The organism is uncultured Thiohalocapsa sp. (assembly GCF_913062725.1).
Lineage (GTDB): Bacteria > Pseudomonadota > Gammaproteobacteria > Chromatiales > Chromatiaceae > Thiohalocapsa.
Map to the genome: position 1 here is coordinate 68,541 of NZ_CAJXWY010000009.1, position 12,783 is coordinate 81,323.

Annotated in this window: 12 protein-coding genes, 1 tRNA gene and 1 rRNA gene; 2 read left to right on the plus strand and 12 right to left on the minus strand. The window is 65.1% G+C overall.

All coding sequences use genetic code 11. The features are described from left to right. Positions 1 to 81 precede the first annotated feature (81 nt). The 6 genes from QZ588_RS03950 to QZ588_RS03975 form a co-directional block, all read right to left on the minus strand. Positions 82 to 471: a hypothetical protein gene (locus tag QZ588_RS03950; RefSeq protein ID WP_295540162.1), complete on the minus strand. Its 390-nt coding sequence runs from the start codon at positions 469 to 471 to the stop codon at positions 82 to 84. A 261-nt stretch (positions 472 to 732) separates the two neighbouring features. Continuing rightward, a complete protein-coding gene (locus QZ588_RS03955; protein WP_295540164.1) occupies positions 733 to 1,065 on the minus strand; it encodes a DUF1244 domain-containing protein in 333 nt (110 codons plus the stop codon). Between the two features lie 125 nt (positions 1,066 to 1,190). Then, on the minus strand, positions 1,191 to 2,297 hold the full coding sequence (ribD, locus tag QZ588_RS03960) for a bifunctional diaminohydroxyphosphoribosylaminopyrimidine deaminase/5-amino-6-(5-phosphoribosylamino)uracil reductase RibD (RefSeq protein ID WP_295540186.1): 1,107 nt from the start codon (positions 2,295 to 2,297) through the stop codon (positions 1,191 to 1,193). 23 nt (positions 2,298 to 2,320) lie between these two features. After that, the gene (nrdR, locus tag QZ588_RS03965; protein WP_295540166.1) at positions 2,321 to 2,860 is read right to left on the minus strand and encodes a transcriptional regulator NrdR; all 540 of its coding nucleotides are present in this window, start codon (positions 2,858 to 2,860) and stop codon (positions 2,321 to 2,323) included. 50 nt (positions 2,861 to 2,910) lie between these two features. Further along, positions 2,911 to 4,179, minus strand: coding sequence for a serine hydroxymethyltransferase (glyA, locus tag QZ588_RS03970; protein ID WP_295540168.1), 1,269 nt, complete (start codon positions 4,177 to 4,179; stop codon positions 2,911 to 2,913). Between the two features lie 205 nt (positions 4,180 to 4,384). Next, positions 4,385 to 4,474 (minus strand) — tRNA-Ser (locus tag QZ588_RS03975). A 340-nt stretch (positions 4,475 to 4,814) separates the two neighbouring features. On the opposite strand from QZ588_RS03975, the gene QZ588_RS03980 reads away from it, so the two are divergent. Both QZ588_RS03980 and QZ588_RS03985 read left to right on the plus strand, forming a co-directional pair. After that, positions 4,815 to 5,480 carry a Bax inhibitor-1/YccA family protein gene (locus QZ588_RS03980; RefSeq protein WP_295540170.1) on the plus strand — a complete coding sequence of 222 codons (666 nt, stop codon included), beginning with the start codon at positions 4,815 to 4,817 and terminating at the stop codon, positions 5,478 to 5,480. A 162-nt stretch (positions 5,481 to 5,642) separates the two neighbouring features. Beyond that, entirely contained in the window at positions 5,643 to 5,828 is a 186-nt protein-coding gene (locus QZ588_RS03985; RefSeq protein ID WP_295540172.1) for a hypothetical protein, read from the plus strand. Between the two features lie 248 nt (positions 5,829 to 6,076). On the opposite strand, the gene QZ588_RS03990 is transcribed toward QZ588_RS03985, so the two are convergent. The 6 genes from QZ588_RS03990 to rrf all read right to left on the minus strand — a co-directional run bounded on the left by QZ588_RS03990 (position 6,077) and on the right by rrf (position 12,607). Continuing rightward, on the minus strand, positions 6,077 to 7,258 hold the full coding sequence (locus QZ588_RS03990; RefSeq protein WP_295540174.1) for a general secretion pathway protein GspB: 1,182 nt from the start codon (positions 7,256 to 7,258) through the stop codon (positions 6,077 to 6,079). A 32-nt stretch (positions 7,259 to 7,290) separates the two neighbouring features. Next, the gene (locus QZ588_RS03995) at positions 7,291 to 9,423 is read right to left on the minus strand and encodes an ExeA family protein (RefSeq protein WP_295540176.1); all 2,133 of its coding nucleotides are present in this window, start codon (positions 9,421 to 9,423) and stop codon (positions 7,291 to 7,293) included. A gap of 301 nt (positions 9,424 to 9,724) precedes the next feature. Continuing rightward, positions 9,725 to 10,078, minus strand: a complete 354-nt coding sequence (locus tag QZ588_RS18090) for an HAD hydrolase-like protein (RefSeq protein ID WP_366929532.1) — start codon at positions 10,076 to 10,078, stop codon at positions 9,725 to 9,727. Between the two features lie 183 nt (positions 10,079 to 10,261). Next, positions 10,262 to 10,843, minus strand: a complete 582-nt coding sequence (locus QZ588_RS04000) for a DUF3501 family protein (RefSeq protein WP_295540177.1) — start codon at positions 10,841 to 10,843, stop codon at positions 10,262 to 10,264. An 18-nt stretch (positions 10,844 to 10,861) separates the two neighbouring features. Next, positions 10,862 to 12,196, minus strand: a complete 1,335-nt coding sequence (locus QZ588_RS04005; protein WP_295540179.1) for a heterodisulfide reductase-related iron-sulfur binding cluster — start codon at positions 12,194 to 12,196, stop codon at positions 10,862 to 10,864. Positions 12,197 to 12,491: 295 nt separating this feature from the next. After that, positions 12,492 to 12,607 (minus strand): 5S ribosomal RNA (gene rrf, locus QZ588_RS04010). Positions 12,608 to 12,783 lie beyond the last annotated feature (176 nt).

Genomic DNA, 12,783 nt, shown 5'->3' on the forward strand with positions numbered 1-12,783 from the left:
GCGGTCTTGGGTGCAGGGCTTTTCCAGCACTTAGCGCCGGCGCAAGCGGGCGCTTGCGCCGGCGCCAACACAACGCCCGGCTTAGTCGGTGAGCGCAATGCGGCCGTCGTTGAAGGCGCGGAAATAGGCGCTGTTGTCGAGGTGGTCGGTGAGATCACCCGACGCGAGGCGCTCCACCGCTCGCTCAATCTCCGCGCTGGCGAAGCGTCCACTCGGCGACACGGCTCCGTTGATACAGGGCTCGAGCTCCGCATCCAGCGACTTGTTGTGCAGCAGGACCAAGAGATTCTCGGCCTCGAGCTCCAGCGCGATGCGCTGCTGGCGCTCGGCCAGCGTCTCGGATCGGGCTTGTGCCTGGGTCTCAGCACCAGCGTCTTGGTACGTTGCGGTCTCTGCCACGGAGGCGGAGGCGGCGAACAGACCAAGGGCCAAAGCCGCAGGCAAGGTCAGGGCGACGAAGTTGGTTCGCATCAGAAGTACCGTCAGTAGTATTTAAGTTAAAGCTAATATACTGATACTCCATCGCCGCGTCAAGCGCGCGGGCTTCTGCGCCCACGCACGCAACAACACATCCAGGCAGAGCCCGGGCTGGACAGCTCAGAGGCGATCCGGACCGGGTATCAGGGTGGCCGGGCTGACGGGGTGAGGGGCACGGTCCCGCGCGGCAGGCAACGGCACCCGGCCGGCGGCGGCCGGGAGCGGCGTCAACCGACCCCGGAGGGATCGCAGCGGTTACGCTTGCGGAATGTCGATGACGGCATGCTGTGGCGCCGTCTCCTGGTAGCGGCGCTTTTGCTCCGGCGTGGCCTCCTGCTGGTACTTGGACTTCCACTCGCCGTAGGGCATGCCGTAGACGGCCGTACGCGCCTCGTCGTGGGTCATGGAGATGCCGCGCTCGCAGGCGGCGGCCAAGTACCATTTGGACAGGCAATTGCGGCAGAAGCCGGCGAGGTTCATCAGGTCGATATTCTGCACGTCGGTGCGTTGCTGCAAGTGCGCCACGAGGCCGCGAAAGGCAGCGGCTTCGATGGCGATGCGATCTTGTTCTGAAAGTTGCGCGGACATCAAGACTCCTCCTGCGGCGGCATCAGTAGACATTTCGGCCACCGCCGCCGATGTGGCCGATGGTGCAAGATGGGGGCGGCCTCGACAGACGCGAGCAAGACCGCCGCGCAGCGTTGGCAGGGCCGTCAGCCTGTGGCGCGCCGCCGCAGCCGCAAGCGCAGGTCCGCACCAACCCGCCGGACGTCGTCGATGACCAGGCCGAGCCGTTGCTCCATGCGCGTGATGCCGGGCAGGTGGAAGAGCCCGCGGGCGGCGTCGCCCATCAGGTGGGGGGCGAGATACAGCACCAACTCGTCCACCACCGCCAGGTCCATGGCGGCGCCGGCCAGGGTGGGGCCGGCTTCGATGAGCACCTCATTGATCTCGCGCTCGGCGAGGTAGCACAGCAACAGGTGCAGATCCACCCGGCCCTGGGGGTCTGGCGGGAACACACGCACCTCGGCACCGACGGCGTTGGCCCGAGCGATGGCCCGGGGGCTTTCCTCGCAAGTCGCGATCAGGGTGGCGCCGGGCAGACTCAGCATGCGGGCCTGCAGCGGCATACGCAGCGCGCTGTCGACCACCACCCGCAGGGGCTGGCGCGGCAGCTCGTCGGGCCACAAGGCCGGGAATGCATCCTGCGCCAGGCGCACGTTCATCGATGGGTCATCGGCGAGGACGGTGCCAATGCCGGTGATGATGGCCGACGAGCGCGCGCGCAGCCGGTGCACATCGCGCCGGGCATCACCTGAGGTAATCCACTGGCTCTCACCACTGGCCATGGCGGTGCGCCCGTCCAGGCTGGCGGCGAGCTTGCAGCGCACATAGGGCAGGCCGCCGCGCATGCGCTGCTCGAAGCCGGGATTGAGCCCGCGGGCCTCGCCCTCCAGCACACCGGCGCACACCTCCACACCCGCGGCACGCAACCGCGCCAGCCCCTTGCCGCGCATCATGGGGTTGGGGTCCTCCATGCCCACCACCACGCGGGCAACACCGGCCTGCAGCAGGGCATCGGTGCACGGCGGTGTGCGCCCGTGATGGCAGCAGGGCTCGAGGGTGACGTAGGCCGTGGCGCCGCGGGTGCGCTCACCGGCGGCGTCGATGGCGTTGCGCTCGGCATGGGGCTCGCCGGCGCGGCGGTGATAGCCTTCGCCGACGATCTGCCCGGCCTGAACCAGCACACAGCCGACGCGTGGGTTCGGGTCCGTCGTGTAGAGCCCGCGGCGGGCCAGCACGACGGCGCGGGCCATCATGCGCACATCCTGATCCGCAAGGCTCACGGCTTGTTCTTGTCGAGTGCTGTGTTGGGCGCCGGGTCCAGCCCCGCCAGCAGATCGAGCTGGGCCTTCCGCTCGGCCGCGGTGGGCTGGCGCTCCAGGCGCTCGATCTCTTCGCGGAAGGCGGCGACGTCCTCGAACTCCCGGTAGACGGATGCGAAGCGGACGTAGGCCACCTGGTCCAGCTCGCGCAGCTCGTCCATCACCAGCTCGCCGATGCGCCGACTACTGACCTCCCCTTCGCCACTGCCCAGCAGCTTGCGGTTGATGTGGGAGACGGCGGTGTCGATCTGCTCGATGCTGACGGGGCGTTTTTCGGCGGCGCGCATGATGCCTGAGCGTAGCTTGCGCCCGTCGAAGGGGACGCGAGTGCCATCGCGCTTCACGACCCGGGGCAGGTTCAGCTCTGCGCGCTCGTAGGTTGTAAAGCGCTCGTCGCAGACGGCGCAGCGCCGGCGGCGGCGCACCTGATCGCCGTCACCGAATAGCCGCGAGTCCACCACCTTGGTGTCCTGGGCGCCGCAGAACGGACAGCGCATGGACGCAGCCGGGCGCTAGAACGCCGGCAGCCGGGCTGCAGGCCGCAGCATCATCGGGCGGCGGCCCGCCGATACACCGGGAAGCGCGCGCAGAGGGCGAGCACCTGGCCTTTCACCGCTTCGATGGTGGCGGCATCGCCGCGGGCGTCGATGACATCGCACATCCAGCCGGCGAGCTGCTTGGCCTCGTCGAGGCCAAAGCCGCGGGTGGTCATGGCCGGTGTACCCACACGGATGCCACTGGTGACGAAGGGCGACTGCGGATCGTTGGGCACGGCGTTCTTGTTGACCGTGATGTTGGCGGCGCCGAGCCAGGCATCCACATCCTTACCGGTCAGCCCCTGCTCGATGAAGCTCACCAGGAACAGGTGGTCGTCGGTACCACCGGAGACCACGTCGTAACCGCGGGAGAGAAAGACCTCGGCCATGGCCTGGGCATTCAGGATGACTTGGCGCTGGTAGTCCTTGAAGCCGGGCTCCATGGCCTCTTTGAAGGCGACGGCCTTGGCGGCGATGACATGCATCAGCGGGCCGCCCTGTGTGCCCGGGAACACCAGGGAGTTGAACTTCTTCGCCAGCGCCGGGTTCTCCTTGGCGAGGATCAGCCCGCCGCGGGGTCCGCGCAGGGTCTTGTGGGTGGTGGTGGTGACGACGTCGGCGATCGGCACCGGGCTCGGGTAGACACCGGCGGCCACGAGGCCTGCGATATGCGCCATGTCCACCAGCAGATAGGCGCCAACGCCATCGGCGATGTCGCGGAAGCGTTGCCAGTTCACGACGCGGGAGTAGGCGGAGAAGCCGGCGATGATCATGCGCGGGCGATGCTCCTGTGCGAGTGCGGCGACCTGCGCGTAATCGATTTCGCCGGTGTCGGCGTTGATGCCGTACTGCACCGCGTGGTAGAGCTTGCCAGAGAAATTGGGCTTGGCGCCGTGCGTGAGATGCCCGCCATCGGCGAGGCTCATGCCGAGCACCGTGTCGCCGGGCTGGCACAGCGCCATGAACACCGCGGCGTTGGCTTGCGAGCCCGAGTGCGGCTGTACGTTGGCATAGGCGGCGCCAAACAGGGTCTTCGCACGCTCGATGGCCAGCGCCTCGGCGACATCGACGAATTCGCAGCCGCCATAGTAGCGCTTGGCGGGGTAGCCCTCTGCATATTTGTTGGTGAGCACGCTGCCCTGTGCTTCCATGACCCGCGGGCTGGCGTAGTTCTCGGACGCGATCAGCTCGACGTGCTCCTCCTGTCGGCGCTCTTCGTCGCGGATCGCCCGCGCGAGCTCATCGTCGTAACCTGTGATCTGCATGTCGGTGTCGAACATGGGGTTGCCTCCATGGGTCTGGTTTCGGGAGTGGCGGCAGCCGTCGCGCCGGGGAATACCGTACCGGAGCGCTCAGTCGGGGCCAGCACCAGGGTTGGGACCGTGGACCGGCGCCGCGGTTTCTGCGGCCGGCGCACAGACCTGCAGCCGGCGCCGGTCCAAATCGCCCGGTCCGGCACAATGCGAGACGGCTGGCGAGCGTGTTTGGCGGAGAGGGTGGGATTCGAACCCACGGTGGGCGCTAACCCACGCCGGTTTTCAAGACCGGTGCAATCAACCGCTCTGCCACCTCTCCAGGTGAGTGTCGCGCCGATGACTGCGGCTCTCGCGCGCTCAAGGTGGGAGGCCTCGAGCGGCGTGCATGCAGCGCCTGCGGGCGACCGACGACATGGCGACCGGATGTTGAGAATGCCGGGTCCGCCCACATCAGCACTCTAGGGTAAACCAATCCGGCGCCGATCACGACCCCTGTGCGAGCCCTGACCCGGCGTCGATGCGCCCACAGGCTGCGCGAGCGGACTTGCATCGGGCGGCCACTTGGGTATGCTGCGGCGGCAATCGGGCCGCGCATGCTGTTCGGCGTTGCTCGGCGCCGGCCGTTTTCCAATCGAAACGTGAGGAGTGAGTCATCAACCATGGCTAACCAATACGCTGTTGCCCAAACCAGGCAAGACGTTCTCGCCACCAACAAGGTTCTGAAGAATACCTACCTGCTGCTGGCGGCAACACTCGCTTTCAGTGCGCTCACCGCGATGGTGTCCATGGCCCTCGCCATGCCGTCGTGGGTCTACATGGCATCGGTGATCGTCGCGATGGTGCTGGGCATCTTTGTGCTGCCGCGCACCGCTGAATCCGCCACGGGTATCGGGGTCATCTTCGGCATCACCGGGCTGCTGGGCTTCGGGCTCGGGTCTATCCTGAGTATGTATCTCGCCCTACCCAACGGTCCGAGCATCATCGCCACGGCCTTTGGCGGCACGGCGTTGATTTTCCTCGGTCTCTCCGGCTACGCCCTGACGAGCAAGACGGACTTCAGCTTCATGGGCGGCTTCCTGTTCGCCGGCATGATGGTGGTGGTCGTCGCGGTCATCGCGAACTTGTTCCTCAACATGCCGGCCCTGTCGCTCGCTGTCTCCGGTGCCATCATTCTGCTGATGAGCGGTCTCATCCTGTTCGACACGAGTCGGATCAAGAATGGCCAGGAAACAAACTATATCATGGCCACCTACGGCATCTACCTCAGCATCTTCAACATCTTTGTCAGCCTGTTGCAGATTCTCGGGATCATGGGGGACGACTAACTGTTCGCCGCCCGTCGTGCGGACCGCCCGATGTCCGCACACGGTTGTTCGCCTACCGGGGCGAGTGCCGATGGATCGGCGCTCGCCCGGTAGCAGACACACCCGGCCACGTGCCGGGTTTTCTTTTGTCACCCTTCGACCGATCCCAGGAGAATCGCCGCCATGGAACTGTTCCTGAAGATCGCCGCCGCCGGCGTCATGGTCATGCTGTTGTTCTATTTGTGGCCTGCCTTCAAGCAGTGGCAGGAACACGGGCCGAAGGCCGAAAAGGGTGACTGGCAGGCGGCCATCCTGCCCCTGGCGGCCGTGGTGGGCCTGGTGGTGGTGCTGGTGCTGCTCGTGCGCTGAGATGACACACGCGCACCATAGCGTTCACGTCCTGTGCGCTTCCGTCATCTTCGGGCCTCTCTGGTCGCCGCCGCCGTGGCCCAGCGCCGCGGTCCGGTCTGCGCCAACCTGCGGCATCAGGGCTGGTTCTGCGACAACACCGGCGCGCCCGTTGGCGAAACTGCCGTACCGCCGTCGGTGAGCGGGCATCCACGACGCATTTGACCCGGTCACGGTCATCCCTGACCACAGTCGGCGTGTGCATGGCCTTAGCGCTGCTGGAAGAAATTTTCGCCCTCGTAGCTCAGCACGGCACCATCGCTGAGCACTTCCTCCAAGCGAATGCCCTCGCGGCTGCGCTGGCCCTCGGTGAGCTTGCGGCCATTGATGTAGACGAAGCGCCGCAGGGGGTCGTCGTCGTAGACATGCACTGTCATCGACAGTGGGGGTAAGCGACTGCGCAGGTCCAGTGATGGCCGCGCCGGCTTCGGCGGCACTTGTGGCTGTGGTCGCAGCGCCGCCTCCAAACCCGGCGGCTCTGGCAGCGGCGGTGGTTCGGCGGCGGCGCGCTCGAAGGCCTGCGGATTGCGCTGGCGCATCAGTTCTTTGAAGGCCTCGATCTCGGCGAGCACGTCCTCAGGAATGGGGACCCGGTCGCTCGATGAAGCAGGTTTGGACGCGGATGGTCTCGGTGTCGGTGGTGTCCGCCGCGCATCCGCCCCGGCCACCGCTGCCGATGCGCCCGCAGCATCGCCGAGCACAGCCCGGCGCAGTTCGTCGGCGCCGCGTGGCAGGGGCTCACCAGGCTTGCCCGGCGCCGGCACCACGAGGACTTGGGGCTCGACCTCGCTGCGGCTCGACGCGCTCGGGGCCGCACTGGCGGCAGCGGCAGTCGCATCTGCGGCAGCGGGTTGCGCCAGCTGGCCTTGCGCACCGGTGGATGCGCCGCCCAGGCTCCTGTGGCCCGGCACGACCGCTGCGTCGGCTCGCATGGTTGGCGGCGGTGTGCCGGCCGTGACCTGCGCGGGCTGTGACGCAATAGGCGTGGCCTGCCGCGCAGCCGGCTCGGGCGACGGCTGAGATGCGCCCGCCGGGCCTTGGATACCCGCGGGCGCAACCAACGCTGGCGGGGACTGCACCTGCCCTGGAATATCGGCGCCTGCGAAATGTGTTAATGGGCCTGCCGCCGCACCGTCATGTGCAGGACTGGACGGTGGCAGGCCCGTCGCTGCGGCGACGGTATCCCACGGCGCTGTCGCACCGAACCCACGTATCACCAGGAAGATCGCAAGAGCGAGGACCGCAAGACCCGCCAGCAACGCGACATAGGCCCAGGGATGGCGACGCGGCGGCTCGATGGGCACGTCGATGCCAAAGCCCTCCAAGCGCGGCACCTGGCCGAGCTCCCGGTCGCTCTGGGACTTCTTGAGGGCTTCAAGGATGTAGGACATGGACCTGAGCGCCAGACTCTCGCGGCTTATGGTCAGTGGGAGCGGGACAAGCGCGGCACATCCAGGTCGGCCAGGGCGTTGCTCAACATGATGAGCGTACGCGGGCCGGCAATGCCGTCAGCGCTCAGGCCTTGAGCACGCTGGAAACGACGCACGGCCGCTGTGAGATTTGCATCATAGCGGGCGGGGTCTACCGTGAGTTCGCTGTCGGGTAACAGCGCCAGGCGCTCCCGCAGCCAGGCAATCGCATCCTCAGAATCGCTGACGCTGATGATTGGACCACCGACGGGGGGTGGGCGCCATAGCAAGAGGTAGTCGCCGGACCAGCGCTCATCCAGCAATGCGATGGGCGCGCGCATGATGACGTCGTTGTGGAGAAGCAGGGCATGCTCCTCGTCGAGCCCCTGTACGATGACAAAACCCGGCTCGCGCCCCGGCAACTGGAGTTTCAGTGCAACGGGACGGTCGAATCGACGCAGATCCGACCAGCGGCCCCGGCTACGCTCGCAAGCGAGCGCAAACGCTGGGACTGCGGCACAGTCGAGGAAACGCACCCCGGGGGCCGTTTCCACCTGCCAAAGGCGTAGGAGCTCGTCCACCACGACGTCCTCCAGCACAAGCGCATCGCTCAGCCGACCCGCATCGAGCGTGGGCACCTCGGGGGTCTCAGGGGCGGGAGTGACACGGGCGGTGGCGATGCGCGGCGCGCGCATCGCCGACGCGGACGCCCCATCGGTGGTTGTCGCTGCGGCAGTCGCCGCGACGTCCAGCGCGGCCGCGGGCGACACCGCGGCAGCGTCCTCGATGGTATCGTCGGCGTCAGCGCCCAACGCCTGCGCATGGGCAACTGCCGCAGCCGAGTCCGCTGCACGTGTCGCCGGCGACATCGCCGCTGCCGTATCGCCAGCCGACGACGCCGGCGGCACGTCCTCCGTGGCCACGGTTGTTACACCCTGCGCCTGCGGCGCACCCGCCACGGCCGCCTGCGCGTCACCCACAGCGCGCTGCGCCGGCGCATCACCGTCGCCATGGGTCGAGAGACTGTGCTCACCGTCATCGCCAGCGGAGGCTGCGACATCGCTGACCTCGGCTTGCGCAAGAGGGATCGGTGGGGCTTCGCCCGGTGCCGCCGCGGCAACCGATACGCCGCCCCCCTCGCCCCCGGATGGCACCGACGCCGCGGGGATGTCGCCGCTGGGGTCGATGTGTTGCGCGAGCCCGATGGTCGCAAGCCAATCGGCGGGCAGGCGCTGGGGGAGATGGTCTGATGCCCCGATCCAAACGCCCAAGCCGAGGGCGGCGAGAACGGCCGCAGCGGCGCTCAGCGCGTGGCGCCGGCGCGGTAAGGCGGGGTCGGTGCGGTCGATGACCTCGCGGGCGGCGGCATCGACGATTGGTGGGGTGACCTGCAAGCGCCGCGAGACCGCGGCACCCAACAGCGCACGATCGCAAAGCAGGTTGATCAGCCTTGGAATTCCAAGTGTATGGCGGTGCACGCGCCTCAATGCCCGCGCCGTGAACAGCGGACGCTCCACCCCAGCGACTGCAATCCGGTGATCGACATAGGCAGCGGTTTCCTTGGCACCGAGCGGCGTCAGGTGATAGCGAGCGGTGATCCGCTGATTCAGTTGCCGCAGGTCAGCACTCGCCAGCAGAACGCGCAGCTCCGGCTGCCCGATCAAAAAAATTTGCAGTAGCTTTTGCTTTGCGGTCTCCAGATTCGTCAGCAGCCGGATCTGCTCCAGCACCTTGGGGCGTAGATTCTGCGCCTCGTCGATGATGAGCACCGGGCGGCGACCGCGCGCGTAAGCATCCAGCAAAAAGCGATTCAGCTGATCGAGCATGGTTTTGACGGAGGGCTCCCCCGCCGGCAGCTCGATCCGGAATTCGTCGCAGATGGCGTGCAGCAGTTCGGTGGCCGTCATGGCCGGATTCAGCACCAAAGCGACTTCGACGCCCTCGGGCAACTGCTCCAGGAAGGCGCGACATACGGTGGTCTTGCCAGTGCCCACCTCGCCCGTCAGCAGCACGAAGCCGCCGCCGTCGCCAGCCCCGTACAGCAGGTGGGCCAGTGCCTCGCGGTGCTGCCCGCTCAGGAATAGGTATTGCGGGTCGGGCGTAATGGAGAAGCTGGGCTCTTTGAGACCGAAGTATCTTGGGTACACGCTACGCTCTTGAAGACCCTGCGCGCCCGGTGGACGGAGCAACCGTCGCTTGCGACCGCGCCGCAAAACCCTGAATAAGTGCAGGCGATGATAGAGAAAAGCAGGGCGCCCCGCATCCATCGCACACGTGGTGGCCGATGACCTGGCCCGGAGTGCCGATCGCTTGCGGTTCACACAACAGGCGCCTGCACGGCATGATCCCGAATGCCTCACCCGCGTGCTCGGTGCGCCTGCGGGCGTCCTGCGCCGGGATCGTGAGACAGACTTGGTGTCGGCGCCGCAATCGCTCAATGCGTAGGCATCAATCGACGCCAAACATCCCACAAGTGTGCCAAATCCGGGACATCCCAGTGCGGGTGCGGTCTGCCGTCTGGACATGGCGCCTGTGGTGCAAACGCCCGGTCCGCACCAGGATCGCGCGCACACCGGCGTGCACCGCGCCCGCACTATCCGTATCCGGCCGATCGCCGACCATCACCCAGGCCTTGGCCGGCACGCCGGGGCGCTCATAAGCCATAGCAACCAGTGGTGCCTTTGGCTTTCCGGCTACGATAAGTGTTACGTCACAAGCCGCATCGAAGGGCGCCACGAGCGCTCCACCGCCTGACACGATGTCGAAGCAATCCGGTCGCATCCGGCAGCGGATCACTGCCATGGAAGCGCACGCCGTCCATGCCGAGCAGCAGGGGGCCGATTGGCAATGCCAATCAGCGGGACTCGTCAAGCACGCGCCCAACACACCGCTAAAACGGACACGAAGCGGCGTTGAGTGTATCGTACCGCCCCCCCTGGCATCCAGACATGCCCGCCCGTGTCTGGACAAGCCGAGGGAAATGTGTCAGTCGAGGTCTGCGACCAGGGCTGCGCGTTGCGCATCGTCCAGCTCAAGCGTATAGCTGTATTCCGGATGGTCGATACCGATGTGCACCGGCGCTTGCTGCTTGAGGGCTTGACGGCACGCGTCCGGCAACTGGAAGCGCAGGAAATGCACCGATGACGTTTTATCCGCGTTCTCACGCTCCAGGTCCTCATCGGCAATGGCATAAACCTTGGCGCCATCACCAGTCTGCACCCAAACGTGGTCCTCGATGCCGATGAGTCGCGCAAGGGCGTCCCGCCGCTCATCCACGTCCTCGATCTCCACCATGAAGGTCGCCTTCCAGTTATCCCCATCCGGTATCAGAGGGTTGTACGCATCTAGCTCATCCTGTATGCCAGCCGTCTCGAAGATCCGTTCTACGCGCAGCATCTCTTGAATCTGATACTGAATGGTCAGCCGATCCTCAAAGTACAGGGCTGTGTGTGGACCGATGGCAACACGACGCGGGCGCTTGTGGACCATGGCTTCTGCGCGGAAGTCTGCGCGTCGACGCGCATAATCCTCGAGACTGAGTAAATCGTCGCGGGTCAGTGCTTGCATGCTGTCTCTCCTCGGTTGTCACAGACCGTAGGCCAAACGCAACAGGGTAATGGGATGCCGCTGCTGCCCGTCCTGCTGCAGTGCGTGAGCGATATGGGCACCAGCCATCGGACAATCACTGCCGAAATAATCTGCCTGCGCTTGCTTCACCCGATGAGCGACCGGACGAACGATCTTCATCGCTGCGGCATGAAATTCCTTCTTTACGGCATAAGTGCCATCGTGGCCTGAGCACCGTTCGATGATTTCTACCGTCGTCTCTGGCACAAGCGCGAGGACTTCGCGGGTCTTTTGTCCAATATTCTGCACGCGTTGATGACATGACGCCTGGTAAACCACCTTTCCGAGCGATTGCGAGAATGCCGTGCTCAGCTTACCGTGCTTGTGCCGTAGCATCAGATACTCGAATGGATCGTACACGCGTCCCTTGACCGCCTGGACGTCATCATCATCCGGATACATCAGCGGTAATTCCTGCTTGAACATCAGGACACAGGACGGGACCATACCGACGATATCCCAGCCGTCGTCTACGAGCGCCTTCAGCATCGGGATGTTCGTTCGCCGCGCCTCATCCACCGCTTGCAAGTCACCCAGTTCGAGCTTCGGCATGCCGCAACAGCGCTCCTTGCGCAACAATGTCACAGGTATACCGTTATGCTCGAGCACCGCGACAAGATCCTCGTTGATGCCCGGCTCGTTATAGTTCCCGTAACAAGTGGCGAATATGGCCACCTTCCCCGTCGTCGGACCAGCCGGCTCGCCTTGTGCCTGCCGACCTATCAAGTGTGGATATCGCTTGCGAAGCGTACTGCTATGGTAGTGGGGCAGACGCGCGGTCCTATCGACCTGCAGCACTGACTCTGTGACGGCGCGACCCATGCGACTGCTCAGCGTCTTGTTCACCATGCCCGCCACCACGGGGATGCCAGCCAGGGTGCCAACCAGATCTGTGCTTGACAAAAGCTTGTCTCGTGCCCTGACCTTATGATGCTTGTACTGAACGGCCTTCGCCCTGAGCATCAAGTGAGGAAAATCCACATTCCACTCGTGCGGAGGGACATAGGGACACTTGGTCATGTAGCAGAGGTCGCAAAGATAACAATGATTCACGACCTTGACATAGTCGGCCTTGTCAACGCCGTCGACCTCAAGCGTCGCCGACTCATCCACGAGATCGAACAATGTTGGAAATGCCTGACAAAGGCTGACGCAACGCCGACACCCGTGACAGATGTCAAAGACACGCTCAAGCTCAGCGTTCAGCGCGTCTTCGTCATAGAAGCGCGGATTCTGCCAGTCGATGGCATGCCGGATCGGTGCATCCAGGCTACCCTCTCGGATTGTTGTCATGCTGCTACTCCTGCCCGCCTACCTGGCTCCGATGGTTGTCCTAGACGCCTCGGTTCGTCGACGATATAAAAACGCGTGCTACAGAGTCTGCTCGCGCACAGGTGAGTCACCCCACTGTGCAGACAACCTCGACGTCTTTCCGGTTCGTATAGTGACACGAAGGGGAGCAGACTTACAGCCCACGTCGTCCGCTCAACGCTGCTTGCGTCGCGACCGCCGACACCAGGCCACTGCGAGGCATGCCTGATGCGCACCAAAAAAAAAGCCGACGACAGTCGGCTTTCAAGAAATAAGATCCTGGCGGTGACCTACTTTCACATGGGGAGGCCCCACACTATCATCGGCGATACACCGTTTCACTGCTGAGTTCGGCATGGGATCAGGTGGTTCCAGTGCTCCATGGCCGCCAGGAAAACTGTCGGTAGCGACGCGGCGGATGGCGCAGCGTCGCCCCATTGATACGGTGATGATCGTTTGGCATCGGTGCGTGCATGGTGAGCACCCAGAATACTTGGGTGTTATATGGTCAAGCCGCACGGTCAATTAGTACGGGTTAGCTTCACACGTTACCGCGCTTCCACATCCCG